The 26,459-nt window shown below is 41.6% G+C and carries 23 protein-coding genes and 1 tRNA gene; 22 read left to right on the top strand and 2 right to left on the bottom strand.

Going from position 1 to position 26,459, the window contains the following annotated elements; all coding sequences use genetic code 11:
• The first annotated feature begins 563 nt into the window (after positions 1 to 563).
• From AC6CIB_RS14625 to AC6CIB_RS14560, 14 genes are all read left to right on the top strand, one after another.
• Entirely contained in the window at positions 564 to 1,640 is a 1,077-nt protein-coding gene (locus AC6CIB_RS14625; protein ID WP_498281822.1) for a GerMN domain-containing protein, read from the top strand.
• 119 nt (positions 1,641 to 1,759) lie between these two features.
• Positions 1,760 to 2,497: a ribonuclease PH gene (gene rph / locus AC6CIB_RS14620; protein ID WP_498281820.1), complete on the top strand. Its 738-nt coding sequence runs from the start codon at positions 1,760 to 1,762 to the stop codon at positions 2,495 to 2,497.
• A 15-nt stretch (positions 2,498 to 2,512) separates the two neighbouring features.
• A complete protein-coding gene (locus AC6CIB_RS14615) occupies positions 2,513 to 3,109 on the top strand; it encodes an XTP/dITP diphosphatase (RefSeq protein ID WP_498281818.1) in 597 nt (198 codons plus the stop codon).
• Positions 3,110 to 3,121: 12 nt separating this feature from the next.
• Entirely contained in the window at positions 3,122 to 3,631 is a 510-nt protein-coding gene (locus tag AC6CIB_RS14610; protein ID WP_498281816.1) for a metallophosphoesterase, read from the top strand.
• Between the two features lie 152 nt (positions 3,632 to 3,783).
• A tRNA-Arg gene (locus AC6CIB_RS14605) sits at positions 3,784 to 3,860 on the top strand.
• A 108-nt stretch (positions 3,861 to 3,968) separates the two neighbouring features.
• Positions 3,969 to 4,973 carry a tetratricopeptide repeat protein gene (locus tag AC6CIB_RS14600; RefSeq protein WP_498281814.1) on the top strand — a complete coding sequence of 335 codons (1,005 nt, stop codon included), beginning with the start codon at positions 3,969 to 3,971 and terminating at the stop codon, positions 4,971 to 4,973.
• 159 nt (positions 4,974 to 5,132) lie between these two features.
• Entirely contained in the window at positions 5,133 to 6,419 is a 1,287-nt protein-coding gene (gene tig / locus AC6CIB_RS14595; RefSeq protein ID WP_498281812.1) for a trigger factor, read from the top strand.
• 557 nt (positions 6,420 to 6,976) lie between these two features.
• The gene (gene clpX, locus AC6CIB_RS14590) at positions 6,977 to 8,248 is read left to right on the top strand and encodes an ATP-dependent protease ATP-binding subunit ClpX (RefSeq protein ID WP_113969530.1); all 1,272 of its coding nucleotides are present in this window, start codon (positions 6,977 to 6,979) and stop codon (positions 8,246 to 8,248) included.
• Positions 8,249 to 8,565: 317 nt separating this feature from the next.
• A complete protein-coding gene (gene lonB, locus AC6CIB_RS14585; RefSeq protein ID WP_498281810.1) occupies positions 8,566 to 10,224 on the top strand; it encodes an ATP-dependent protease LonB in 1,659 nt (552 codons plus the stop codon).
• 173 nt (positions 10,225 to 10,397) lie between these two features.
• Positions 10,398 to 12,722, top strand: a complete 2,325-nt coding sequence (gene lon, locus AC6CIB_RS14580; RefSeq protein ID WP_498281808.1) for an endopeptidase La — start codon at positions 10,398 to 10,400, stop codon at positions 12,720 to 12,722.
• Positions 12,719 to 13,303: a ribosome biogenesis GTP-binding protein YihA/YsxC gene (gene yihA / locus AC6CIB_RS14575; RefSeq protein WP_149156265.1), complete on the top strand. Its 585-nt coding sequence runs from the start codon at positions 12,719 to 12,721 to the stop codon at positions 13,301 to 13,303. Before lon ends, yihA begins: the two co-directional genes overlap by 4 nt.
• A gap of 567 nt (positions 13,304 to 13,870) precedes the next feature.
• A complete protein-coding gene (locus AC6CIB_RS14570) occupies positions 13,871 to 14,653 on the top strand; it encodes a transporter substrate-binding domain-containing protein (protein WP_498281806.1) in 783 nt (260 codons plus the stop codon).
• Between the two features lie 96 nt (positions 14,654 to 14,749).
• Complete coding sequence (locus AC6CIB_RS14565) at positions 14,750 to 15,397, top strand: amino acid ABC transporter permease (protein WP_148969847.1); 648 nt, start codon at positions 14,750 to 14,752, stop codon at positions 15,395 to 15,397.
• A 34-nt stretch (positions 15,398 to 15,431) separates the two neighbouring features.
• Entirely contained in the window at positions 15,432 to 16,154 is a 723-nt protein-coding gene (locus tag AC6CIB_RS14560; RefSeq protein ID WP_172655782.1) for an amino acid ABC transporter ATP-binding protein, read from the top strand.
• A gap of 58 nt (positions 16,155 to 16,212) precedes the next feature.
• Here AC6CIB_RS14560 and AC6CIB_RS14555 read toward each other — a convergent pair whose 3' ends face one another.
• Positions 16,213 to 16,701, bottom strand: coding sequence for a LiaI-LiaF-like domain-containing protein (locus AC6CIB_RS14555; RefSeq protein WP_498281804.1), 489 nt, complete (start codon positions 16,699 to 16,701; stop codon positions 16,213 to 16,215).
• Positions 16,702 to 17,101: 400 nt separating this feature from the next.
• On the opposite strand from AC6CIB_RS14555, the gene hemA reads away from it, so the two are divergent.
• The 8 genes from hemA to ysxE all read left to right on the top strand — a co-directional run bounded on the left by hemA (position 17,102) and on the right by ysxE (position 26,136).
• Positions 17,102 to 18,454: a glutamyl-tRNA reductase gene (gene hemA / locus AC6CIB_RS14550; protein ID WP_498281802.1), complete on the top strand. Its 1,353-nt coding sequence runs from the start codon at positions 17,102 to 17,104 to the stop codon at positions 18,452 to 18,454.
• A gap of 15 nt (positions 18,455 to 18,469) precedes the next feature.
• Positions 18,470 to 19,303: a cytochrome c biogenesis protein gene (locus tag AC6CIB_RS14545; RefSeq protein ID WP_482629751.1), complete on the top strand. Its 834-nt coding sequence runs from the start codon at positions 18,470 to 18,472 to the stop codon at positions 19,301 to 19,303.
• A gap of 17 nt (positions 19,304 to 19,320) precedes the next feature.
• Positions 19,321 to 20,253, top strand: a complete 933-nt coding sequence (gene hemC, locus AC6CIB_RS14540; RefSeq protein WP_498281800.1) for a hydroxymethylbilane synthase — start codon at positions 19,321 to 19,323, stop codon at positions 20,251 to 20,253.
• Positions 20,253 to 21,044, top strand: a complete 792-nt coding sequence (locus AC6CIB_RS14535) for a uroporphyrinogen-III synthase (protein ID WP_498281798.1) — start codon at positions 20,253 to 20,255, stop codon at positions 21,042 to 21,044. The genes hemC and AC6CIB_RS14535 overlap by 1 nt, the downstream gene beginning before the upstream one ends.
• Positions 21,045 to 21,071: 27 nt before the next feature.
• A complete protein-coding gene (gene hemB / locus AC6CIB_RS14530; RefSeq protein ID WP_498281796.1) occupies positions 21,072 to 22,046 on the top strand; it encodes a porphobilinogen synthase in 975 nt (324 codons plus the stop codon).
• A gap of 55 nt (positions 22,047 to 22,101) precedes the next feature.
• A complete protein-coding gene (gene hemL / locus AC6CIB_RS14525; RefSeq protein WP_498281794.1) occupies positions 22,102 to 23,397 on the top strand; it encodes a glutamate-1-semialdehyde 2,1-aminomutase in 1,296 nt (431 codons plus the stop codon).
• A 353-nt stretch (positions 23,398 to 23,750) separates the two neighbouring features.
• Positions 23,751 to 24,983 (top strand): stage VI sporulation protein D, encoded by a 1,233-nt coding sequence (gene spoVID, locus AC6CIB_RS14520; RefSeq protein ID WP_498281792.1) that lies wholly within the window; start codon positions 23,751 to 23,753, stop codon positions 24,981 to 24,983.
• 124 nt (positions 24,984 to 25,107) lie between these two features.
• A complete protein-coding gene (gene ysxE, locus AC6CIB_RS14515; protein ID WP_498281790.1) occupies positions 25,108 to 26,136 on the top strand; it encodes a spore coat protein YsxE in 1,029 nt (342 codons plus the stop codon).
• A 37-nt stretch (positions 26,137 to 26,173) separates the two neighbouring features.
• Here ysxE and AC6CIB_RS14510 read toward each other — a convergent pair whose 3' ends face one another.
• Entirely contained in the window at positions 26,174 to 26,362 is a 189-nt protein-coding gene (locus AC6CIB_RS14510; RefSeq protein ID WP_044339496.1) for a YszA family small membrane protein, read from the bottom strand.
• Between the last annotated feature and the right edge of the window lie 97 nt (positions 26,363 to 26,459).

The raw sequence follows: 26,459 nt of genomic DNA, 5'->3' as shown, positions 1-26,459 counted from the left end.
GTGCGGGGGCAGGGATATCGACCGTTATTTCAATTTATCAACCGTTATTCTGATTTATCGACCGTTATTTCAATTTATCAACCGTTATTCTGATTTATCGACCGTCATTTCAATTTATCAACCGTTTTTTTATTATATCAACCATATTTTCAATATATCGACCGTTCTACAAAATTCGATACACCGTCGTTTAAGTTCAGGTTCAAGCCGCCTCCGCTTTAGGTGTCATCCAGCTCCGGCGGCTAGAGGCTCGAGGTCATAAGTCAAGAACACCAAAAAGGCAAAGGGCGCCTTTCCGGTGTTCTCGTCTTATGCTTGTCGCCTCTGTTCAAGCCGCCTCCGCTTTAGGTGTCATCCAGCTCCGGCGGCTAGAGGCTCGAGGTCATAAGTCAAGAACACCAAAAAGGCAAAGGACGCCTTTCCGGTGTTCTCGTCTTATGCTTGTCGCCTCTGTTCAAGCCGCCTCCGCTTTTGGGTGTACTATTTTTATTAAAGTTTCGGTCTATTTTATAGAGCGGGCTCGTATACATGTTAGTACAAACTGTCTTTTAGGAGGTTTCCCAATGGCAAAAAAAGCAAAGGTGTCAATTGCTGTAACGATTTTAGCTTCTTCTGTATATCTTTCAGGTTGTGGATTACTTAGTTTCGGTGATGATAAAGAGAAAATCGATCCTCCTCAAGACCTATCCTACTTAAAAGAAGGGGAGAAAGTGGATACGGCTAAAGGAGAAGACGCAGAGAAAGAAGTGAGCAAGGAAGAAGCAAAGGCTGAAACGGTCATGACAGAGCTTTATCTAATCGATAAAAATGGGTATGTTGTCTCACAATCGTTGCCGCTTCCAGGTGAAGAAAGTGTAGCTAAACAAGCTCTTGAGTATCTGGTCAAAAATGGACCGGTTGAAAATGTGCTGCCGAATGGTTTTAGAGCCGTGCTTCCGGCGGATACGCAAGTGACGGTCGATATTAAAGACGGAACGGCCATTGCCGATTTCTCTTCGGAGTTCAATAACTACCAGCCTGAAGATGAGCAGAAAATTCTTCAATCCGTTACATGGACGCTTACTCAATTTGATTCTGTTGAAAAAGTAGAGCTTAGAGTGAATGGATATCCACTAACTGAAATGCCTGTTAACGGAACACCGATTGATGAAAAAGGATTAACGAGAAAAGTCGGGATCAATGTGGATACTTCCGGTGTGGTGGATCCTACGAGCACAAAACCACTAACGGTTTATTATGTGTCTCAAACGGATGATAAAACGTATTACGTACCTGTTACCAAACGCGTTAGCTCAAATTCAGTGGATGAAGTCACGGCAGTTGTGAAAGAGTTGATTGAGGGACCAGGATATTCCTCTTCACTTGCAAGTGATTTTACAGGTGCCAAACTATTAGACGATCCGAAGCTTGAAGACGGAACCGTTACATTGAATTTTAACGAAGCGGTTTATGGTAGCCTTGAAGAAAAAATGGTTTCTGAACATATGCTGAATTCTCTCGTTCTCTCCTTAACGGAGCAAAAAGGAATTAAAGGAGTCTCTGTTTTAGTGAATGGTGAAGCAACGGTAGTGTCTAAAGACGGCGAAACCATCACAGAACCAGTGACAAGACCAGAAAATGTGAATGCAATTAGTTTTTAAATAACTATTTTTTGATATACTATTATAGAAACATCGAAAAGAGGTTGGCATAATGCCGCCTCTTCTATTTTTGATTAGACCGTCTTTACATAACGTACGAAAATACAGGAGGTAATGATATGAGAACAGATGGTAGAGAAAAGAATCAATTGCGGAATATTGAGATCGAGACAGATTATGTTAAGCATCCGGAAGGCTCCGTCCTAATAACGGTTGGAGAAACGAAGGTCATTTGTAATGCCAGCATCGAGGAACGAGTGCCTCCTTTTATGAGAAACAGTGGAAAAGGGTGGATCACGGCTGAATATTCCATGCTGCCAAGAGCAACGGAAACGAGAAACATTCGTGAATCTTCTAAAGGGAAGGTTTCAGGAAGAACAATGGAAATTCAACGCCTTATTGGAAGGGCGTTAAGAGCTGTAGTCGATTTGGATGCTTTAGGAGAACGTACAATCTGGATTGATTGTGATGTCATTCAAGCAGACGGCGGGACAAGAACGGCTTCGATCACTGGGGCTTTCGTTGCTACGGCAATGGCAGTGGCTAAGCTTCAAGACAGCAAAAAAATCTCTTCTTTTCCACTGAAAAGTTTCTTGGCAGCCACAAGTGTGGGGATTGTTGAAGAGCATGGGGCGGTTCTTGATTTGAATTATATAGAAGATAGCAGCGCATTAGTGGATATGAACATCATCATGACGGGTGAAGGCGAATTTGTAGAGCTGCAGGGAACAGGGGAAGAAGCAACCTTTACAATGGACCAATTGCATCAACTGTTAAAACTTGGACAAGAAGGAATCCACGAGCTATTCCAAATACAACAGCAATCATTAGGTGAAATAGTAAAAAGATTTCAATAAAGGGTGAGATTGTAGATGACAAAACGAGTGATCATAGCCACGAAAAACAGGGGAAAAGCAAAAGAGTTTCAACATATGTTTGCTCCATACGGGTATGAGGTACAAACATTACTAGACCTTCCTCACATTGAGGATGTTGAAGAAACCGGTGAAACGTTTGAGGAAAATGCCATATTGAAGGCCGAAACGGTTGCGGAAGAATTAGGTGAACTGGTGATTGCTGATGATTCCGGATTGGCCATCGATGCCTTGGAAGGTCGGCCGGGAGTCTATTCTGCACGCTATGCCGGTGAAGAAAAGAGTGACGAGGAGAATATGAAAAAGGTCTTACGAGAGCTTGAAGCTGTAAAATGCTCCGACCGTACGGCACGTTTTCACTGTATCTTAGCCATTGCTGGACCTGATAGGGATACCAGAACGGTGACAGGAACATGCGAAGGCATGATCCTGCAAGAAAAGAGAGGGACGAATGGGTTTGGTTACGACCCGATTTTCTTCGTTCCGACTCTTCAAAAATCGATGGCTGAATTATCTCCAGATGAGAAAAGTCAAATCAGTCATCGTGGGAATGCATTAAAAAAACTTAAGAACATAATCTCAGACTTTATTTAAAGGGTGAGCGGAATGAAACTATTGGTTGTAAGTGATAGTCACGGATCAAAAGAAGAGCTATTGGAACTATCAGAAAAATATCAATCTACCGTAGATGCCATGATTCACTGCGGAGATTCTGAATTAAGTGCAGACGACCCGGCATTATCCCCCTACCTTGTTGTGAGGGGAAACTGTGATATGGACGCCCGGTTGCCCGACGACCTTGTTGAAGAGGTTGAGGGCAACGTAGTCATGGTGACACACGGTCATCTGTATGGAATTAAAATGTCACTGATGAAGCTACGTTATAAAGCTGAAGAAGTTGGAGCGCATTTTGTTTTCTTTGGCCATTCACACACACTGGGTGCAGAATTGAATAATGGCACTTTGTTCTTGAATCCGGGAAGCATCCTTTTGCCAAGAGGCAGGAGAGAACGCACTTACGCATTAGTAGAAGCGATTGATCAAGAAATAAAGGTAACATTCTTAACTCATGATCATGTAGTTCTGGACGAATTGACTCAATCCTTTCAATTGTAAAATTATTGTGAGAACCTGCCGCGGTGGGTTCTCTTCCCTATTACAGATAGAAAAAACGGTCCCGGAAAAATAAATAAAACTTTTTTTGAAAATCTGTTGACTTATTGATGCTATGTGAATATAATAAATATTGTCCTTGAAAAACAAATCACGTCCCAGTAGCTCAGCAGGATAGAGCAACGGCCTTCTAAGCCGTCGGTCGGGAGTTCGAATCTCTCCTGGGACGCCATATATCCTACATACACAAAGCTTACCTGAAAAGGGTAAGCTTTTTTTGTTATCCAAAAGATATCGTGCTAAACTAAAGGCAACTAAAAAGTATAGGCAGGTACGTTTTATGACTAAGGGAAACCATGAAGGAAAAGGAAAAATTGTCCAGTTTCCAGGATTGAAAGATCGGCTGCTGGAAAAGGGTGTGCAGGCTCTGGAAAAAGGAGAGGTGCATGAATCCTCTCAGTTGCTCACGCAAGCCTATGAATTAGAACCTGATAATCCCGATATTAATACTGCACTCGTGCTATCTCTTTATGAAAGCAAGCAGTATGACAAAGCCAGATACATATGTAAAGAGATGCTCCTTGAAGGGATCGGGGACTACTTCGAAGTCGTTGATATGTATTTGATGATTCTTATCCAGCTTCATCAGCACAGGGAAGTGGTCGACACAATCAATGCCTTGTTTGATGAAAAAGAAGTGCCCTTTGAAAAGGAAGAACATTTCAGGAAGCTTCTCCAATTCAGTGAAAAAGTAGTGAATGGAAAAGCACCAATTCATGAAGAAGAATCATCAGAAGAGGATCAATCTTCTATCTTGGAAGGGAAGAGCCTGGAGGAACAGACGTTGATCGTGGCACAGTTGGTTCATCGTAACATTCAACCATTCATTGGGGAGTTGCAATCAGTTTTAAAGGATTCAGCCGCCCACCCATTTCTGCAAACGATGATCATAAATGTTTTAAGGGAGCATGGAATGGATAAAGAAGTAGATGTAGCGAAATTTGGGGAGGAGCAGAAGGTGTCTCCTTCCGCTTTGGAAGATGTGTTCGAGTCTGATTTCTATAAGATGGTCACAGATTCATTGGATGATCTTCTAGCCCAAACGAATCCTACGCTTTTTCAGCACGCTCAAGAATTACTGAAAAGGCATACCTTTCTACTCTATCCTTTTACACTTGAGGATGAACCGAAAGCAATCGCCTCGGTGTATGCTTACTACACGGCAGGGATGTTTGCCGATGCAATCCTTGAAGAAGAGTTAAAAGACCAGGTTGAAAACACACAATCTCAGTGGATTCTAACAAGACTTACGGAACTAGAGGAAATTTCCTCTCCTAATATTTAAATGCTCTCTGTTGAAAGACAGTGGCTGTATGTTATAATGTAATGGTTGTAATGTAAAAGTTTTTCATATATTTACGATGATAGTGCTAGATTCATACGGGACTATCTACTACTATGCGTAAAAATACAAGATCAATTATAGATTGTTGGAGGGAACAGTATGTCTGCAAAATGGGAAAAGCAAGAAGGAAACCAAGGAGTACTTACAATTGAAGTTGAAGCTGCAAAAGTAAACGAAGGTTTGGACGCAGCATTCAAAAAAGTTGTAAAACAAGTTAACGTACCAGGATTCCGTAAAGGGAAAATGCCTCGCGGAATGTTCGAAAAACGTTTTGGTGTTGAATCACTTTACCAAGATGCATTAGATTTCATCTTACCAGAAGCCTATGCGAAAGCAATCGAAGAAACGGGAATCGATCCAATCGACCGTCCGGAAATCGATGTTGAGCAAATGGAAAAAGGTAAAGAGCTAATCTTCACTGCTAAAGTACAAGTGAAACCTGAAGTGAAACTTGGTGAATACAAAGGTCTTGAAGTAGAAAAAATGGAAACAGAAGTGACAGCTGAAGATGTAGAAGCTGAACTTACTTCACTTCAAGAAAAACAAGCTGAGCTAGCTGTAAAAGAAGAAGGAAAAGCTGAAGAAGGCGATACTGTAACAATGGATTTCGAAGGATTCGTTGATGGTGAAGCATTTGAAGGCGGCCAAGCTGAGAACTATTCTCTTGAATTAGGTTCAGGCCAATTCATCCCAGGTTTCGAAGAGCAATTAATCGGGGTTGCATCTGGAGAAGAGAAAGAAGTAGAAGTTAACTTCCCTGAAGAATACCATGCAGCTGAACTTGCTGGTAAGCCTGCTACATTCAAAGTGAAAGTTCACGAAATCAAAGCGAAAGAACTTCCGGCATTAGATGACGAGTTCGCTAAAGACGCTGACGAAGAAGTTGAAACGCTTGCTGAACTTAAAGAAAAAATCGAAAAACGTCTTCAAGAGTCTAAAAAGAACGAAGCTGAAACAGCAGTTCGTGAAACTCTTGTAAATAAAGCTTCTGACAATGCTGAAGTTGAAATTCCAGAAGTAATGGTTACAGCTGAAGTAGACCGCATGATGCAAGAATTCGAACAACGTCTACAAATGCAAGGTATGAACCTTGACCTTTACTTCCAATTCTCTGGTCAAACAGAAGAAGATCTTCGCGGTCAAATGAAAGAAGATGCTGGCAAACGCGTTCGCACAAACCTTACACTGGAAGCAATCGCTGCAGCTGAAAACCTAGAAATAACTGACGAAGAAGCAGAAGAAGAAGTAAACAAAATGGCTGAACAATACAACATGTCTGCTGACAACATCAAACAAGCTCTAGGCGGCCTTGACACACTTAAAGCTGACCTTAAAGTACGTAAAGCAGTAGAATTCCTTGTTGAAAACAGCAAAACTGTAGCATAATAAAAATAGCAAACAAGGCGCGATTCATTCGTGCCTTGTTTTGTACAATGAAGCGGATATTCCCCTTGATTTGGCTCATTCGTGAGAAACGGATGTTTCTCACACTTTTCAGCAAAGCTGAAAAGTAGCCACAATCATCAAAAGCGCAAGAGCAAATGAGTTTGCTCTATCGCTTTTGATAATTATGGCGTAAATGAGCCAAATCACTAAGCTTCACTTAATAAGTTGTAATTGTTTTATCAAACAAGAATAAGAACCACTATTTTTGGAAAAAGCTTATTAAACGGGGTTGCATTATTTTTTACCAGGAACATACATAATTAGATTTCTTACATTACCTGACTTCAATTGGATAAGATACTAACTAGCAATGTAAAATATTTGCTAAAATGCGTGTTACATAATAAGATGATTCTTAAGAATCGTATCAATTTCTTTACGAACATATAATATGATAAAATGCAGTACATAACTTTAGGTAATGGGATGTAAGAGATCGTTCGTTTATTGAAAACAGAGCACGATTTTATGAAGTTTTAACTAAGGGGTGAAAATCATTGTTTAAATTTAATGATGAAAAAGGACAACTAAAATGTTCTTTTTGCGGAAAAACACAAGACCAAGTTCGTAAACTAGTCGCTGGACCAGGTGTGTATATCTGTGATGAATGTATCGAACTTTGCACAGAGATCGTAGAAGAAGAGCTTGGTACGGAAGAAGAAGTAGAATTCAAAGACGTTCCGAAACCTCGTGAAATTCGGGAAATCCTGGACGAATACGTAATTGGTCAGGACCAAGCAAAGAAATCTCTGGCTGTAGCCGTATACAACCACTACAAGCGTATCAACTCAAGCAGTAAAGTCGATGACGTTGAACTGTCTAAGAGTAATATTGCGATGATCGGGCCGACTGGTAGCGGTAAAACATTACTGGCTCAAACACTTGCGCGTATTCTTAACGTTCCTTTCGCCATTGCTGACGCCACTTCACTAACTGAAGCTGGTTACGTAGGGGAAGACGTAGAGAATATTCTATTGAAATTAATCCAGGCAGCTGATTACGATGTAGAAAAAGCTGAAAAAGGAATCATCTACATCGATGAAATCGATAAAGTAGCACGTAAATCTGAAAATCCATCGATCACTAGAGACGTTTCAGGTGAAGGTGTTCAGCAGGCACTTCTGAAAATTCTTGAAGGTACGGTAGCAAGCGTTCCTCCACAAGGTGGGCGTAAGCATCCTCATCAGGAATTCATCCAAATCGATACGTCCAATGTACTGTTCATTTGTGGTGGAGCATTTGATGGAATCGAGCAAATCATTAAACGCCGTTTAGGTCAAAAGGTGATTGGTTTCGGTTCTGATCCTAAAAATGCAGAAGTAAAAGAAGACAAATCACTTCTCTCTAAAGTTGTCCCTGAAGATCTATTGAAGTTTGGATTAATTCCAGAATTCATCGGTCGTTTACCAGTAATTTCAAGCCTTGAACCTCTTGATGAAGAAGCGCTTGTTGAAATCCTGACAAAGCCAAAAAACGCTTTAGTAAAACAATATCAAAAAATGCTTGAATTAGATGATGTGGAGCTTGAATTCACTGAAGATGCTCTGCTTGAAATCTCTAAAAAAGCAATCGAGCGGAAAACGGGTGCCCGTGGACTACGTTCTATCATCGAAACAATGATGTTAGATGTGATGTTCGATCTTCCTTCCCGTGATGATATTAAAAAATGTATCATTACAAAAGAAACGATCCTTGAAGATGCGGCTCCGCATTTAATGCTCGAAGATGGAACGATGATCGACCCGAACGAAGAAAAAACATCAGCTTAATAGATATATCTTAAAGCCAAGAATGGTCCCCCATTCTTGGCTTTTTGTCGGGTTAAGGGTTTTGCTGCAATCGTTAATATTCTAGCCTAAGATGATCAGATATCCAGTACTGCCAATTATTAGAGAAAAATAGCTGAGTCATCAGATCATGAATCGTTTGCGAAGGGTAATGAATGCTTTTCTAAAGAAAAAACAAGGATTTATTTTTTATTTTCACTTCTTTTAGGACCTCTTCGTTTCCGAATTTTTTTGTTTATTCCCACAGGGTCAAGGAGATACTAACCGATAACAACTTGTATCTACTTGGAGGGAGACGAATGAGCTTTACTAGCATCGCTTTGTTTATCCAGTTATTCTTCGGAATCATCATTGGATTGTATTTCTGGAACCTATTGAAAAATCAGCGAACGCAAAAAGTTTCCATTGATCGTGAGTCAAAAAAAGAAATGGAAGAGTTACGAAAAATGAGGTCCATTTCATTAACTGAACCTCTTGCAGAAAAAGTAAGACCATCAAGCTTTGAAGATATTGTTGGCCAGGAAGATGGAATAAAAGCCTTGAAAGCAGCATTATGCAGTCCGAACCCTCAGCATGTGATCATCTATGGTCCACCTGGAGTCGGGAAAACCGCAGCTGCCCGGCTGGTCCTGGAAGAAGCCAAGAAGAATATAAAATCTCCTTTTAAACCTGCCGCTGTTTTTGTTGAACTGGATGCCACAACCGCACGTTTCGATGAACGGGGAATTGCCGATCCATTGATTGGGTCTGTCCATGACCCTATATACCAAGGAGCGGGAGCCATGGGACAAGCGGGGATTCCCCAGCCGAAGCAAGGGGCTGTAACGAATGCCCATGGAGGAGTATTGTTCATTGATGAAATAGGAGAATTGCATCCTATCCAAATGAATAAGTTATTAAAAGTACTAGAAGATCGCAGAGTGTTTCTTGAAAGTGCCTACTATAATGAAGAAAATCATCAAATCCCTACCCACATACATGATATTTTCAAAAATGGCCTTCCAGCAGATTTCCGTTTGATCGGTGCGACCACCCGTACCCCGAGTGAAATTCCGCCGGCCATTCGCTCGAGATGTATGGAAGTTTTCTTTAGGGAGCTTGAGCATGATGAAGTGAAAAAAGTAGCTGCCAGAGCCGTTGAAAAAGTAGAGATGACGATTAGTGACAAGGGTCTTGAAACGCTTGCCTCCTATGCCCGTAATGGACGTGAAGCGGTAAATATGGTCCAGATTGCCGCTGGAGTGGCCATTACAGAAAACAGAAAAGAAATCTTTGATCATGAATTGGAGTGGATCATCCAATCCAGTCAGCTTTCTCCCCGCTATCAGAAAAAAATCAATGAGGAAGCAACGATTGGTCTGGTAAATGGGTTAGCTGTAACAGGTCCTAATACGGGGTCATTACTCGAGATTGAAGTAACGGTTATCCCGGCAACGGATAAAGGACTGATCAATGTGACGGGAATTGTGGAAGAAGAAAGCATTGGGGATCGTAGTAAATCAGTCCGAAGAAAGAGTATGGCGAAAGGCTCCATCGAAAATGTGATTACGGTGCTTCGTTCCATGGGAGTACCTGCGGATCAATATGATATTCATGTGAACTTTCCTGGTGGAGTCCCCGTAGACGGACCTTCTGCCGGAATCGCTATGGCACTTGGCATCTACTCTGCCATTTACCGTATCCCAGTGAAACATACCATTGCTGTTACCGGTGAGATCAGTATCCACGGTCTCGTGAAACCAGTCGGAGGTGTGACTGCGAAAGTGAAGGGCGCGAAATTGGCTGGTGCCACTATAGCGATCATACCTTATGATAACCAGCAAGCAATGTTAAGTGAAATTGAGGGAATTGAAGTGATCCCGGTGAAACAGCTTAAAGAAGTATTGGATCTTGCTCTTATGAAGGAAACGTTACAGCAAACTGATCTCATAACAGAAAAAAATAAAAAAAGTGTATAGACTGTTGACCGATTCGGGTCTATCCGAATCGGTTTGTTTTTGAATGGAAGAGAAAATGGAATAAGCGATAAACGGATTGAATAAAGTTGTAAATACCTATTTAATAGACACTCCCTAGTAAATAAGTTAGAATTGTACAAAGACTAGGAGAGCAAAATTCGGAGGTGTTATATGTGGCAAATCAAAATAATTTAACGGTTCCCCTCCTTCCATTAAGAGGCTTACTTGTGTATCCAACAATGGTCTTACATTTAGATGTTGGACGTGAGCGCTCCGTACAAGCTTTAGAAAAAGCAATGATGGATGATCATTTAATTTTCTTAACCACTCAAAGAGATATGAATATAGATGAGCCAACACAAGAAGATTTTTACGAAATGGGAACTCTTACAAAGGTAAAGCAGATGCTTAAATTACCGAATGGAACGATCAGAGTTCTGGTTGAAGGGTTAAAAAGGGCGTCTATTGAAACATTTACTGAGCAAAAAGATTTTTATGAAGTGGAAATTAAGGAATTCAAAGATTCCGATGTGAAAGAATCAGAAACAGACGCTTTAATGAGGACGTTATTGAATTATTTCGAACAATACATAAAGCTATCTAAAAAAGTTTCAGCAGAAACGTATTCCACTGTTTCAGATATTGAAGAGCCGGGAAGACTTGCGGATATCGTTGCCTCCCATCTTCCTTTGAAAATGAAAGAAAAGCAAAACGTCCTTGAAACACTGGATATTAAGAAGCGGCTTCAAATGGTGATCGAGACCATTAACAATGAAAAAGAAGTGCTAAACCTTGAAAAGAAAATCGGGCAGCGTGTGAAGCGTTCCATGGAAAGAACCCAAAAAGAGTACTATTTACGGGAGCAAATGAAAGCCATTCAAAAAGAATTAGGCGACAAAGAAGGAAAAACCGGTGAAATTGAAGATTTAACGTCTAAGATTGAACAAGCTGATATGCCGGAGGAAGTAGAAAGAACCGTATTGAAAGAGTTAGCCCGCTATGAGAAAGTGCCATCAAGCTCTGCTGAAAGCTCTGTTATCCGTAATTACATTGAATGGCTTGTATCCCTGCCTTGGTCGACTGAAACAGAAGATCAATTGGATATCAAGCGTTCTGAACAGATCTTAAACCGGGATCACTATGGCCTTGAAAGGGTAAAAGAGAGAGTGCTTGAATATCTGGCTGTGCAACAGTTAACACGATCTCTTAAAGGACCTATCCTTTGTCTTGCCGGACCTCCGGGTGTCGGGAAAACCAGCTTAGCCCGCTCGGTGGCTGAATCACTAGGTCGAAACTTTGTCCGTATTTCCCTAGGAGGCGTTAGGGATGAGTCAGAGATCAGAGGTCACAGGCGTACGTATGTGGGTGCGATGCCAGGAAGAATCATTCGAGGCATGAAAAAAGCAGGTACCATCAACCCTGTCTTCCTCCTTGATGAAATTGACAAAATGTCAAGTGACTTCAGAGGTGATCCTTCTTCTGCAATGCTTGAAGTACTTGATCCAGAGCAGAACTCGAACTTCAGTGATCACTATATTGAAGAAACGTATGATTTATCTAAAGTCATGTTCATCGCAACGGCGAATGATTTATCAACCATTCCAGGTCCACTCCGAGACAGAATGGAGATCATTACGATTGCAGGTTATACAGAGCTTGAAAAATTAAATATCGCGAAGCATCATTTATTAGAGAAACAAATCAAAGATCATGGCTTAAACAAATCGAAGCTTCAAGTCAGAGATGAAGCGATTGTCGATATTGTTCGCTATTACACAAGAGAAGCCGGGGTGAGAAGTTTAGAACGCCACCTTGCAGCCCTTTGTAGAAAAACGGCGAAGATCATTGTCTCTGGTGAGAAGAAGCGAGTCGTGATTACGTCAAGCAATATTGAAGAGTTCCTGGGGAAGAAAAAGTTCCGATATGGTCAAGCAGAAATAGAAAACCAAATCGGAGTTTCAACAGGTCTTGCTTACACAACCGTTGGCGGAGATACTTTGCAGATCGAGGTATCCTTAGCACCTGGTAAAGGAAAGCTTGTGCTGACAGGTAAATTGGGAGATGTCATGAAGGAATCCGCTCAGACGGCATTTAGTTATGTTCGTTCGAAAGCGAAAGACCTTGGGATCGACGAGTCATTCCACGAGAAACATGATATTCACATCCACGTTCCTGAAGGAGCAGTCCCAAAAGACGGTCCTTCAGCAGGGATTACCATTACAACGGCACTCGTATCAGCACTGACAGGTAAATACGTCAATCGTGAAGTAGGAATGACAGGTGAAATGACTCTGAGAGGAAGAGTCCTTCCAATCGGAGGAGTGAAAGAAAAAACATTAAGCGCTCATCGTGCTGGAATTAAAACGATTATCCTGCCGAAAGATAATGAAAAGGATATAGATGACATTCCTGAAAGTGTGAGGGGAGAATTAACGTTCATCCTTGTATCACATATTGATGAAGTCTTAGAGAAAGCATTAGTAGGTGAAAAGAAGTGAAAGTAAATCAAGTTGAGCTGGTCATCAGTGCAGTCAGGCCTGAACAATATCCTGGCGATTTTCTTCCCGAGTTTGCCTTAGCGGGACGCTCGAACGTTGGGAAATCCTCATTCATCAATAAAATGATCGGTCGTAAGAGCATGGCAAGGATTTCATCCAAGCCAGGTAAGACCCAGACGTTAAACTTCTATAAAATAGAAGAAACCCTCTATTATGTGGACGTACCCGGATATGGTTTTGCCAAAGTATCAAAAACAGAACGAGAAGCATGGGGGAAGATGATTGAAACATACATTACTTCCCGTGAGCAGCTAAGGGCAGTTGTCCTGATCGTGGACCTGCGTCATGCACCGACCAATGATGATGTGATGATGTACGATTTCCTCAAGCATCACGAGCTTCCTTGTATCGTCATCGCCACCAAAGCGGATAAGATACCAAAAGGCAAATGGCAGAAGCACCTGAAAGTAACAAGAGAAACATTAAATATGGACAAAGAAGACGATCTCATCATGTTCTCTTCCGAAACAGGCCTTGGAAAAGACAAAGCCTGGGACGCAATCAAGTCGTACTATAAATAAGTTTAATCATAAAGAACCGATTCCAATGCCTAAGGCAGGGGATCGGTTCTTTTTATTTGGTTACAATGGTTAATTGTGTGTTTATTCTTTATTCAGCTAGAAAGTAGAAAGTAAATAATTAAGTTAATTGGAACGGAAGGTGCTCGACTCTTTCGGGAATAGCAAACAGGTGAGACCCCGCAGGCGTACAGCGACGAGGAGGCTCACCGCCCGCCCCGCGGAAAGCGAACATCCTAGAGTGGAAATCAACCACTACTCGCTTAGTAACAACGTTTTATAGAGTTATTACTAAATAATGACAACACCACAATAGCTTAAAAGTAGTATAAAAGAGGGTCTGCCGAAGTCCGTATAAGGTTGATAGACCTATATCACCGAAGCATATGAAAGGAAATGAAAGGATATAATCGCATATGTATCTCTAAACAAGCTGAATTCAGTTCATCCACTAAAATGGATAATTATAACCAAAATGAGTCATATTTGAATTTTGAGAATTTTCTCTTTTGTTGATAAAATTATGAAAGATTAAAAATATTACAAGCTACATAAGGGGGACTCTAGCCAGTGAAGAATTGGAAAAGCCTAGTCTTGTTAGTCATTTCTGTGCTTCTTCTATCAGCCTGCGGCGACAAAGCCACGACGGAAAATGGTGCGAAGTTAGTAGAGGAAGGCAAATTCATTTATGCAGCTTCAGGTGAATTTAAGCCATTCAGTGTAACGAATAATGATGGAACCATGTCAGGTTTCGATATTGAAGTGGCAGAAGCCGTTGCGAAAGAAATGGGTCTTGAACCTGAACAGAAGAAATTTAAGTTTGCAGGAATTGTAGAAGGAGTGAAATCGGGTCGTTTTGATGCAGCGGTTGCCAGCCATACGATCACGGATGAACGCTTGAAGGAAGTAGACTTCTCAACTCCTTATTATTATTCCGGCCCGCAGATTTTCGTTCGTCCGGACAGTACTGTAGAAACGCTGGATGATCTGAAAGGAATGGAGATTGCCGTTTCTAAGGGATCTACTTATGCAGAAACTGCCCAGGGAGTAACGGATAATATTCAACAATATGATAGTGACGTTGTCGCATTAGAAGCATTAAATAAGGGCAAGCATGATGCCGTTATCACTGACTTCATTACAGGGAAAGAAGCGATCGCTGCAGAATTGAACATCGAAGCACGTGAGCTGATCGGCCGTAGTGAGCAAGCCATCGCTGTAAGCAAAGAAAACGAAGCGTTACTGGATGAAATCAATAAAGCTCTAGAAACATTAAGAGAAGACGGAACGTTAAAGAAAATCAGTGAAAAGTATTTCAATACAGACATCACATCAGATCCTGAAGAAGAGTAAAGGCAGCATGACACAGAGCGAATGTGCTTCTATGCGCATTCGCTTTTTGTCCGTTATCGGGAGGTTACACGTATAGAATAGACTGGAGGGAAGTTCATGCACTTTTTTGAAACCTTAACAAGTACATATGATGTATTTCTTAAAGGGATGTTATTAACATTCCAATTAACCTTTGTATCTGTTCTTATTGCAATTGTGATTGGATTGTTTTTCGCATTTCTCAAGATTTCCGGAATCAAGCCATTGGAACTTTTAGCGGATTTATATATTTTCGTTGTACGTGGAACACCATTGATTGTTCAAATCTTTATTTTCTACTTCGGATTAACCTCATTAAATATCTCAGGCTTCTGGTCTGTCGTAATGGGACTTGCCTTCCATAATGGTGCCTATATCGCCGAGATTTTCCGAGGAGCCATTCAATCCATTGATAAAGGACAAATGGAAGCGGGACGGTCCCTCGGGATGTCTCTTGGATTGTCCATGAGGAGGATCATTTTACCACAGGCATTCAGACGGGCCCTGCCGCCGCTGGGTAATCAGTTCATCATTGCATTAAAGGATTCATCTCTTGCTTCCTTTATCGGGATGTTCGAATTGTTCAGTGTGGCAACGACACTTGGTTCCAACAACTTCGATTACATGACCTACCTGCTCGTTGTAGCGATCTATTATCTGGTTCTGGTACTGGTATTCTCAACGATTGTCAATATCATAGAAAAACGGATGTCGGTTAGTGATTAATAAAGATGCGGGAGGGATGAGTGTGAGTCAGGAAATGATTAAAGTTGAAAAATTAAACAAATCCTTTGGTGATTTACATGTATTGAAGGACATTGATATCAGCGTAAAGGAAAGTGATGTGGTTTGCCTCATTGGAGCCAGTGGATCAGGGAAGAGTACATTGCTCCGCTGCTTAAACTTCCTGGAACTGAAAGACAATGGAAAGGTTGTCATCGAAGGCGATGAAGTCAACCAGGATACACATGATTTAAATAAAATCCGTCAAAAAGTAGGAATGGTGTTTCAACATTTCTACCTTTTCCCTCATAAAACGGTGCTGGAAAATGTGATGGAAGCTCCGGTATACGTCAAAGGGGTTTCGAAGGCGGAAGCAAAGAAGGATGCGAAAGAGCTATTAAAGAAGGTGGGACTTGGGGATAAGGAAAATGTATACCCATCCAAGTTATCCGGTGGACAGAAACAGCGTGTGGCCATTGCAAGGGCACTTGCCATGAAGCCTGAAATCATGCTCTTTGATGAACCCACCTCAGCACTGGACCCTGAATTGGTCGGAGAGGTTTTGGCTACCATGAAAGAGCTTGCTTTAGAAGGGATGACGATGGTCGTTGTGACCCATGAAATGGGATTTGCCCGCGAGGTAGCCGATTGGGTCGTGTATATGCACGATGGCAGGATCGTGGAAGTAGGACCTCCCCAGGAATTATTCAACGCTCCAAAAGAGCAGCGAACAAGAGAATTTCTGGATTCAGTTCTATAATAGTATGTACAAAAAGGCCCGGAGTAATTTCCGGGCTTTTATTATGGATTATATAGAATTATTTTTTCTTTATAAACAATAAGTAGACGCCGATACCAATAATGATAATCGGCCAAAATTCCCAAGCAGTTTCCACATTACCTCCAATGAAGCCAAACCATCTCACCACTTTGTCATAGAATAAGAGAATGATAGAGAGGGTTAAAAAGAGCACCCCTTGAAATAACCCTGATCTTGTTTTCTGGTACCTGAGTAGAAAACCCAATGCAATGATCAGAATGAAAGTCCCCATGTGATCCGGCCAGATTTCGAGTTTATTGACAACATGAAAATGGAGACCGAATCCAACGAGGATCGTACCCGGTAATATGGCTTCATGATCTCTTCCGCCATATCCCTGTCCAAGAAAAGCCAGTCCGACAATCATCAATAATGTCGGCCACGTGAAGAACTCCTGAAACAGGACAATGTTCGCTTGCTGTAAGTAAAAGTATGCTCCGAAGCCGATTAAGATCATTCCTGGGAAAATTCTTTGTTGTTGTCTCATACTCTTCCTCCCGTATCTTTTTATACTAAATGTTTTAAATACTGTTTTTTTAGGGAAAATAATACATAATAATAAAGATAAGCACAATGGCTCGACAATTAGGTGAAAAACCTTTCCATTACTTGATTCTTTAAGCTTGTTTTGGTACCCTACATTAGTAGGGAATGTCGAAATATAAAAGATTTTTTTAGAATTGAAAATGCTTTCATATTCATTCTTTATTAATCTTAAATGTATATGATGAAATGAATGTTTTGCAAGTCCCGGAAGAAGCATGTCTTCTTACCTTATAAATGTATCATACTTAGGTTTCAATTTCTGTTCACATTTGAAGGTCAAGAGCTTTTTCGGACATGTTATAATAAGAGTAATGATTTTAGTTGGGGGTGTAGTGCATAGCATGTATACAATAGTCGTTGGTTTGAATTACAAAACGGCCCCTGTTGAGATTCGTGAGCGTTTATCATTCAATGAAACTGATCTTCCTTTCGCTATGAAGGCTTTAAAGGAAAAGAAGAGCATTCTGGAAAATGTGATTGTTTCTACATGTAATAGAACGGAAGTCTATGCAGTAGTGGATCAGCTTCATACAGGTCGTTATTATATTAAAGATTTCTTATCTCAATGGTTCGATATAGATAAAGAGGAGTTCACGCCTTATCTTTTCATTTATGAACAAGAAGGGGCAGTGGAACACCTTTTTAAAGTTGCGTGCGGATTGAATTCAATGGTGTTGGGGGAAACCCAGATTCTCGGACAAATTCGTTCAAGCTTCCTGAATGCACAGAAGTCAGGAGCGACTGGTACAGTATTTAATCATCTGTTCAAGCAGGCAGTGACGGTTGCCAAAAAGGGTCACTCTGAAACAGATATTGGTTCCAATGCTGTGTCTGTCAGCTATGCAGCCGTTGAATTAGCTAAAAAAGTATTCGGCAGCCTGGAGAAAAAGCATGTTCTTATTCTTGGTGCCGGTAAAATGGGAGAACTTGCGATCCAAAACCTTCATGGCAGCGGAGCCACTAAAGTGACGGTCATTAATCGTACGTATGAAAAGGCTCAAACCTTGGCAGACCGTTTCAGTGGTAATGCGAAAACACTGAAGGAGCTTCAATGTGCCCTTGTAGAGGCGGATATTATGATCAGTTCTACCGGTGCAAAGGATTTTGTTATAACAAAAGAGATGATGTCACATGTCGAAAGAATGAGAAAGGGTCGTCCTCTTTTCATGGTGGACATTGCGGTACCTCGTGACCTGGATCCTTCCATTGGAGAATTAGAAAGTGTTTTCCTTTATGATATCGACGATTTAGAAGGCATCGTTCAGGCGAACCTGGCTGAGCGTAAGAAAGCCGCTGAGGAAATCGAAATCATGATTGAAGCTGAAATTGTAGCTTTTAAAGAGTGGTTGAATATGCTTGGGGTTGTTCCGGTTATTTCGGCTTTGAGACAAAAAGCACTCTCTATCCAAGCTGAAACGATGGAGAGCATCGAACGGAAAATACCTGACTTAACTGATCGGGAGCGAAAAGTGTTAAATAAGCATACGAAGAGTATCATCAATCAGTTGTTGAAGGATCCGATCCTTCAAGCGAAGGAATTCGCAGGACTTCCTGATGCTGAAGATAAACTGGATTTATTCATCAATATCTTTAATATTGAACAACAAGTGCAAGAGCAGAAACAAGTGAAAGCAGCCAATGAAAAGACTGAGAGCGATCGCAGCTTTGTACCACAGCCTTCTTTTCAAGCATAAGTGAGGTTATTGTCTATGTTTGAACAAACGATGACTAGGCTGCATGAACTTATGATTGTTCTGTATGCTATTAGTATTCTCTTTTACTTTATAGATTTCTTAAACAAAAACCGGAAGGCGAATCTGTTTGCCTTCTGGTTACTTGCGATTGTTTGGATCCTTCAAACAATCTTTTTATTTCTATACATGATGAATACAGGCAGGTTTCCGGTTCTCACCATCTTCGAGGGACTTTATTTTTATGCCTGGGTCCTCATCACCCTGTCACTCGTCATCAATCGATTATTAAGAGTGGACTTTACGGTGTTCTTCACAAATGTACTCGGATTCATCATCATGGCGATCCATACGTTTGCACCGGTACAGGTAGAGTCACAGGCGATGGCAGAACAGCTCGTATCTGAATTATTGTTGATTCACATTACGATGGCGATCCTTTCATATGGGGCCTTTTCACTATCCTTTGTGTTTTCCTTGCTATACCTCTTGCAATTTAAACTTTTGAAGGAGAAAAAATGGGGACAAAGGTTATGGCGGATCAGCGATTTGTCCAAACTTGAGAAGATTTCATATATATCGAACTCCATTGGTGTAGCAATGCTTCTATTGAGCTTGATACTGGGGCTGCAATGGGCATATATCAAGTTGCCGGATTTCATTTGGTATGATCCGAAAATAGTAGGCTCATTCATTCTATTAATTTTATATAGTAGTTATTTATATCTTCGCATTAAAAAGAATGTATTTGGTAAGTCATTAGCTTTACTTAATGTAGCAGCCTTCTTGATCATTTTAATTAACTTTTTCTTGGGTAGTCGGTTGTCTTCATTCCATTTCTGGTATTCATAAGTTTTCAGGAGGTCATTATGAGAAAAATCATTGTTGGATCGAGACGAAGTAAATTAGCACTGACACAAACAAACTGGGTGATCAATCAGTTGAAATCACTGGATCCCTCTTACGAATTCGAAGTGAAGGAAATTGTAACAAAAGGGGACCAGATCCTTGATGTCACCCTGTCAAAAGTCGGTGGAAAAGGCTTGTTTGTTAAGGAGATTGAACAAGCGATGCTGGATAAAGAAATCGATATGGCCGTTCACAGTATGAAAGACATGCCTGCGGTCTTACCTGAAGGACTGACTATCGGATGTATACCGGAACGTGAGGATCATCGTGATGCGTTCATCAGTAAAAATCATGTGGCACTTAAAGATTTACCGGGCGGTGCAATCGTAGGAACGAGCAGTCTGCGCAGAGGGGCACAGATTTTATCCGTTCGTCCAGATCTTGAAATCAAATGGATCCGTGGTAATATCGATACGCGCTTAACGAAGCTTAAAAATGAGGATTACGATGCGATCATCCTTGCAGCGGCAGGGTTATCACGTATGGGCTGGACATCAGATGTTGTAACGGAATTCCTTGACCCTGACCTTTGCCTGCCTGCAGTCGGACAAGGTGCGTTATCCATTGAATGCAGGGAAAATGATTCTGAGTTGCTTGAGCTTCTTCAGAAGTTTGCATGTGAAGAGACCACTGAGACTGTTACGGCCGAAAGAGCGTTCCTTCATAAAATGGAAGGTGGATGTCAGGTGCCGATTGCAGGATTTGCTGAGTTGAAAGACAATGGGGACGTAGCTTTAACGGGGCTTGTAGCTTCACCTGATGGGAAAACGATCTATAAAGAATACATGGTGGGACAGGATCCTCAGCAAGTAGGGGAAAACGTTGCAGAAAGCTTAACAGACCTGGGAGCTAAGGCTTTAATTGATCAGGTGAAAGAGGAGCTAGATCAATAATGAAGGGTATAGGGCCTTTAGAAAACATAAAGGTTTTGATTACTCGCGGAAGTGAGGGATCCAGTGAAACGGCTACCCTCATCGAAGACGTAGGAGGGGTTCCGATTGTGGTGCCGCTCCTTCATTTTCAACCTCATGAAGATGAGTGGGAAACGAATCTTCACACAACCATACATACGTACGAATGGATTATTTTCACCAGCAAAAATGGAGTAAGATTCTTTCTTCAAGCATTGCAGCGATTACAGATTTCCATTTCTTCTTTCCCTGGAAAGTTTGCTGCAGTCGGAAGTAAAACGGAACACTATTGCAGGAAATATGGAATCCCTGTCTCCTTCGTACCTGAACATTTTACAGGGGATGACTTTGCAGACGAATTCATTTCGAAAGTGAAGCCTTCAGGGGACGTCCTGATCCCAAAAGGGAACCTGGCAAGAAACGTCATTGCTTCAGCGCTTGCCTCTGCAGGGGTGTCCTGTCAGGAATGGATCGTCTATGAAACCGTCCTCCCTCAAGGGAGCATCGGTCATTTGAAGGATATCATTGAAGAAGAGAAACCTGATATCATTACGTTTACCAGCTCATCAACGGTTCATCATTTTATGAAGGTGGTCGACCAGTACAGCCTTCATGATAAAATCCAGGACCTACCCATTGCGTGCATTGGTCCCATTACAAAAAATACGGCTGAACAGTACGGATTACATGTAAAAATCTGTCCCAGCATTTATACTGTAAATGAAATGGTAAAAGAAATGAAAGAATTTATCATGAATAGATCATCGAAATAAAGCTTTATTTACTTAGGAGGTTTTCACATGAAAGATCTGCATTTTAATCGTCATCGCCGCCTGCGTCAATCAGGTCATATGCGTGCGTTAGTAAGAGAGACTCATCTAAGAAAAGAAGATTTAATCTACCCGTTGTTTGTAGTGGAAGGGGAAAATATTAAAAATGTCGTTCCTTCCATGCCAGGGGTTTTTCACATTTCCCTGGATAACTTAAAAGCAGAAATGGATGAAGTGGTTTCCTTAGGTATAAAATCCATCATCTTATTCGGAGTTCCAGCTGAAAAAGATGAGGCAGGAACACAAGCGTATCATGACCACGGAATCGTCCAAAGAGCAACCCGATTTGTGAAGGAACATTATCCTGAGCTTGTCGTCATTGCCGATACTTGTTTATGTCAATATACAAACCACGGACATTGTGGAATCGTAAAAAATGGTAAAGTACTGAATGACCCTACGCTTGATCTATTAGCGAAAACGGCGGTCAGCCAGGCTGAAGCGGGAGCTGACATTATTGCTCCTTCGAATATGATGGATGGATTCGTTGCAGCGATCCGCCACGGATTGGATGAAGCCGGCTATCATGATGTGCCGATCATGTCATATGCCGTTAAGTACTCCTCAAGCTTCTATGGTCCATTCCGTGATGCGGCACACTCCACACCACAATTTGGAGATCGCAGAACGTATCAGATGGATCCTGCGAATCGCCTCGAAGCGTTAAGAGAAGCACAGTCGGATATAGAAGAAGGCGCAGACTTCTTAATTGTCAAACCTGCCCTTTCATATTTAGATATCATGCGGGAAGTGAAAGACCGTTTTAATACCCCAGTTGTCGCTTATAATGTAAGTGGAGAGTACAGCATGGTGAAAGCAGCAGCTCAAAACGGCTGGGTAAACGAACAGGAAATCGTAATGGAAAAACTGACAAGCATGAAACGTGCGGGTGCAGACCTTATTATTACGTATTTTGCAAAAGATGTAGCGAATTGGTTATCTTAATTGGTGGAAAGTTCCTGTAAGGATGACGAAGAGATCACTAAAGGAGGAACCCGGAATGCGTTCATATGAGAAATCGAAGCAAGCGTTTAAAGAAGCAGTAAAACTGATGCCTGGGGGAGTTAATAGTCCCGTTCGGGCATTCAAATCCGTAAAGATGGATCCTATTTTCATGGAAAGAGGAAAAGGAGCTAAAATTTACGATATCGATGGAAATGAATATATTGATTATGTTCTATCCTGGGGACCACTCATTCTTGGTCACAGCAATGACCGCGTGGTGGAGTCCATTAAAAAAGTAGCGGAAAACGGGACAAGCTTCGGTGCCCCTACAGAGATTGAAAACAAACTTGCCGAACTAGTCATTGAAAGAGTTCCAAGTATCGAAGTGGTACGTATGGTGTCCTCTGGTACGGAGGCGACGATGAGTGCCCTGCGTCTTGCGCGTGGATACACTGGACGCAATAAAATCATCAAGTTCGAAGGCTGCTACCACGGACATGGAGATTCATTATTAATCAAGGCAGGATCAGGTGTAGCGACTCTCGGGTTGCCCGACAGCCCGGGTGTCCCTGAAGGCGTAGCAAAGAATACGATTACGGTTCCTTATAATGATTTGGAAAGCATCCGTTATGCCTTTGAACAATTTGGTGATGACATCGCTGGTGTGATCGTAGAACCTGTTGCCGGCAATATGGGTGTCGTTCCACCTCAGCCAGGCTTCCTGGAAGGTCTTCGTGAAATAACGGAAAATCATGGTTCTCTGTTAATTTTTGATGAAGTCATGACTGGATTCCGTGTCGGATACGGATGTGCCCAAGGCTATTACAATGTAACCCCAGACTTAACTTGTTTAGGAAAAGTCATTGGTGGAGGCCTGCCGGTAGGTGCATACGGCGGTAAAGCTGAAATCATGGGAAGAATCGCTCCAAGCGGTCCGATTTATCAAGCTGGAACCCTATCCGGAAATCCATTGGCCATGACGGCTGGATATGAAACCCTGAGCCAGCTGACTCCTGAAACGTACAAAGAGTTCGCACGCAAAGCAGACCTGTTGGAAGAGGGCTTAAAGAAAGCAGCAGAAAAGCACAACATCCCTCACAGAATTAATCGTGCCGGCTCCATGATCGGGATCTTCTTCACGAATGAAGAAGTAACCAACTACGAAGGGGCGAAATCATCAGATCTAGAGATGTTTGCCGATTACTACCGTGAAATGGCCCATGAAGGTGTATTTTTACCACCTTCCCAATTCGAAGGCCTATTCTTATCGACAGCTCACACAGATGAAGATATTGAAAGAACCCTTGAAGCAGCGGAAAAAGCGTTTGAGAAGATTAGTAAGAAGTCATGATGATAGCCGATCCTTTGGGGGATCGGCTATTTTTTTATGGGTGTTGAATTGGGAGAAGTGTTGTTTTGGAATTGGAAGGGAGTCGAATTTTGTAGAACGGTCGATATTGAAAAACCGTTGATAAAATGAAAGAACGGTCGATAAATCCATTTGAGTGTCGATAAATCAAAATAACGGTTGATAAATCGAAACGACCAACATCAATCCGGTTCACTCCCCGGTTTCTAAACCAAAAATCACCACACTCCCCACAACTTTTCGTTTTCCTATCATAATCCCCCTTTTCGGTTCATAAAGTGATAATGGCATTGTTTACTATTTCTTTGTTTGGAACCTGAAAGGAGGAATTTCTTTTGTCACAAGAACAACAATCGTGTTTGCGATTTTCCTTGGAAGAATCAATTTGGTTTAAAAAAGGACAGGAAGTTGAAGAATTGCTATCTATCTCCTTAGATCCTCATATAACGATACAAGAGCAAGAGCAGTACGTACTTATCAGGGGAAGCCTTGATCTTTCCGGTGAATATTTACCCACTTCACCGAGAGACGAAGAAGAGGATGAGTTTGAAGCGGGTGGTAAGTTTGTTCAAATTGTAGAAAAGAGGGAAAAAGGTGAATATGAATTTGTCCACCGTTTCCCGGTCGATGTGACGATTCCGAAAAATAGAATTGCCAATCTGGGCGATATCGATGTGTTCGTTGAGTCATTCGACTACATGGTTCCCGAGAATGCTTGTCTAAAATTGAATGCCGATTTAACGATTACAGGGATTTATGGAGAACAGCAGACGCATACTCCCCTTGAAGCTGAATTTAGCAGAGAGGAAGATTACGAGCCGCTTTACCGTTCCAGTGCAGTTGCCGAAGTAGAAGAAGATACAGCGGAGGAAGAAGTAGAAACAGAAGAAGAGCAAGAAGAAAGAGAAGAAGTATACGAGTATGAGAACTACGACGTTGAAGAATTAACGGCGAACGTTGAAGAGCAGGATGAAGAAGAGGATTCTGAAGAAGACTCTGAAGACGACGAGTACCAGCCGTTTAATCTGGAAGGACGGACACCGCCAGCTGAAGAGGATGATGAGATACCCGTACAGATTCAATACGATGCTCAGCCTGCTCCTACCTATGAGGAAAATTATATCCGAAAAGAAAACGTGTTTGAATTGCCACAGCATGAACTGAGCGAGTCATCAGAAGAACAGCCGACTGAACCCAAGGCTGCCTACACACCGCCTCCAAAATACAAACAGCAGGAGGAGGAAGAAGAAGAGTCCTCTTCATCATCTGCAGTAGATGCAAAAATGGAAGATAGCGTTGAAGAGCAGGATGAAAAGAAAAAGGCTAAAGGTAAAAAGAAATATGAGACCATTTCCCTAACCGATTTCTTTGCGAGAAAAGAAGAGGAAAAGGGTGCAACATTAAGGGTATGCATTGTTCAAGAGGGAGAGACGCTGGATTATATCGCAGAAAAGTATGATCTAACCATTCCTCAGTTATTGAGGGTCAATCAACTTGAAGCCAATCAAGACGTCTATGTGGGGCAGGTTCTATATATCCCGAAAAGCGAATATGTCTTCAAGGGTTAAAGGAATATAGCAAAGTCGCTCCCATCTAAGAAGAGCGCAATTGCAATATAGAAGGAACTACGGGGCTGACACCAAATGGAGTTAGTCCGTTTTTTTAGAAAAGTAATCTTAGAAGGTGAGAGGTATGGTACAAACGCTGGAGGGATTAAAGCCTGTCTTACAACCTTATGGTGTTGAACCCCATTTTGTTGAGAATTACGGGAAGATTTCCAAAGTATTCTCCAATAAAGGCACACTGGCTGTGAAGCAGCTACCCGCCCAAACTGGAGTTGATTTTGTCAGGAATGTACAAATGTTGTTTCAAAGGGGCTATAACCGGATTGTTCCGATCTATCCGACATTGGATGGGCGCTATGCGGTGTGGAATGATGGGCAGTTATACTATGTAATGCCCTGGCTCTTGAACCTGGAAAGGGAAGATCAATTTGAAAAGCATCAGAAAATGTTCCGGGAATTGGCAAGACTTCATACTCTCTCCTCTCAAGAAGTAAAGATTGATAAAGAAGAGAGGGAATCTCATTACGAGCAGCTGACATCCAGGTGGGATAAAGAACAGCAGTTTCTCGATGAGTATGTGGAAACATGTGAAAGGACAACGTATATGTCTCCTTTTCAATTCCATTTTTGTATGTACTATAAGGACGCTTCCCAAGCACTAAAATTTTCACGGAAAATGCTGGATGAATGGTATGAGGAGACGAAGGAGTTGGAAAAGGTCAGAACCGTCATTACACATGGAAAGGTATCGACGGAGCATTTTTTATTCGACGAAAGAGGCTTGGGGTATTTTCATAACTTTGAGAACTCCAAGATGGCATCACCCTTCCATGACCTGCTGCCGTTTTTATCCAGAACGTTGAAAACCTATCCTAAGTATTATGAGGAATGTATCGAGTGGCTCACCACGTATTTTCAGCATTTTACCGTACGTAATGAAGAGCGGCTCCTGTTCATGAGTTATTTAGCTTATCCAAGCTCTGTCATCGCTGTGGTGGAAAAGTATTTTCATACACCGAAGGATAAGCGGAATGAACGGAAATCTCTTAAGAAACTGCAACGGCATCACTGGCTTCTGAAAAACACGGAATATGTGGTCATGCGTTTAGATGAAATGGAAAAAAAGAAGCAGGAGCAGGCGGCCGACACAGAATAAAAAAAAGGACTGGCGAAGTCCACATTTCGTCAGTCCATTAAATCCAATCGAAATAAATGGCAAGGCCTATACCGATAAAAAGAGTTAAAAGAAGGACATCAAAAGTGGTTGGAAGCAAAATGGTCCGGACCCCTTGAAAGATAGTAAAGGGAATGATAAATTGCTTACATATTAACCGGGCGTTTCCCATCCATTTCTGCATGGTATATTGATTGATTTTTTTCATATTCGTCCACTCACTTTCCTGGGTATATTCACTACTTTATCTTATGAATACAGGATAGAATGGTGCCTGAGTAGGCGAAATGAATATTTTTATTAAA

Source organism: Rossellomorea sp. GQ25 (assembly GCF_059758515.1).
This window is presented reverse-complemented; position numbering and strand designations above follow the sequence as displayed.

Excerpts from the sequence above, each read along its gene's own strand:
- AC6CIB_RS14615 (WP_498281818.1), top strand. The coding sequence starts at position 2,513 with ATGACAAAACGAGTGATCATAGCCACGAAAAACAGGGGAAAAGCAAAA.
- hemL (WP_498281794.1), top strand. The coding sequence starts at position 22,102 with ATGCGTTCATATGAGAAATCGAAGCAAGCGTTTAAAGAAGCAGTAAAA.
- hemC (WP_498281800.1), top strand. The coding sequence starts at position 19,321 with ATGAGAAAAATCATTGTTGGATCGAGACGAAGTAAATTAGCACTGACA.
- AC6CIB_RS14560 (WP_172655782.1), top strand. The coding sequence starts at position 15,432 with ATGATTAAAGTTGAAAAATTAAACAAATCCTTTGGTGATTTACATGTA.
- AC6CIB_RS14535 (WP_498281798.1), top strand. The coding sequence starts at position 20,253 with ATGAAGGGTATAGGGCCTTTAGAAAACATAAAGGTTTTGATTACTCGC.
- AC6CIB_RS14510 (WP_044339496.1), bottom strand. The coding sequence starts at position 26,362 with ATGAAAAAAATCAATCAATATACCATGCAGAAATGGATGGGAAACGCC.
- AC6CIB_RS14545 (WP_482629751.1), top strand. The coding sequence starts at position 18,470 with ATGTTTGAACAAACGATGACTAGGCTGCATGAACTTATGATTGTTCTG.
- AC6CIB_RS14625 (WP_498281822.1), top strand. The coding sequence starts at position 564 with ATGGCAAAAAAAGCAAAGGTGTCAATTGCTGTAACGATTTTAGCTTCT.
- hemA (WP_498281802.1), top strand. The coding sequence starts at position 17,102 with ATGTATACAATAGTCGTTGGTTTGAATTACAAAACGGCCCCTGTTGAG.
- AC6CIB_RS14610 (WP_498281816.1), top strand. The coding sequence starts at position 3,122 with ATGAAACTATTGGTTGTAAGTGATAGTCACGGATCAAAAGAAGAGCTA.
- hemB (WP_498281796.1), top strand. The coding sequence starts at position 21,072 with ATGAAAGATCTGCATTTTAATCGTCATCGCCGCCTGCGTCAATCAGGT.
- lonB (WP_498281810.1), top strand. The coding sequence starts at position 8,566 with ATGAGCTTTACTAGCATCGCTTTGTTTATCCAGTTATTCTTCGGAATC.
- AC6CIB_RS14555 (WP_498281804.1), bottom strand. The coding sequence starts at position 16,701 with ATGAGACAACAACAAAGAATTTTCCCAGGAATGATCTTAATCGGCTTC.
- tig (WP_498281812.1), top strand. The coding sequence starts at position 5,133 with ATGTCTGCAAAATGGGAAAAGCAAGAAGGAAACCAAGGAGTACTTACA.
- ysxE (WP_498281790.1), top strand. The coding sequence starts at position 25,108 with ATGGTACAAACGCTGGAGGGATTAAAGCCTGTCTTACAACCTTATGGT.
- AC6CIB_RS14565 (WP_148969847.1), top strand. The coding sequence starts at position 14,750 with ATGCACTTTTTTGAAACCTTAACAAGTACATATGATGTATTTCTTAAA.
- AC6CIB_RS14600 (WP_498281814.1), top strand. The coding sequence starts at position 3,969 with ATGACTAAGGGAAACCATGAAGGAAAAGGAAAAATTGTCCAGTTTCCA.
- rph (WP_498281820.1), top strand. The coding sequence starts at position 1,760 with ATGAGAACAGATGGTAGAGAAAAGAATCAATTGCGGAATATTGAGATC.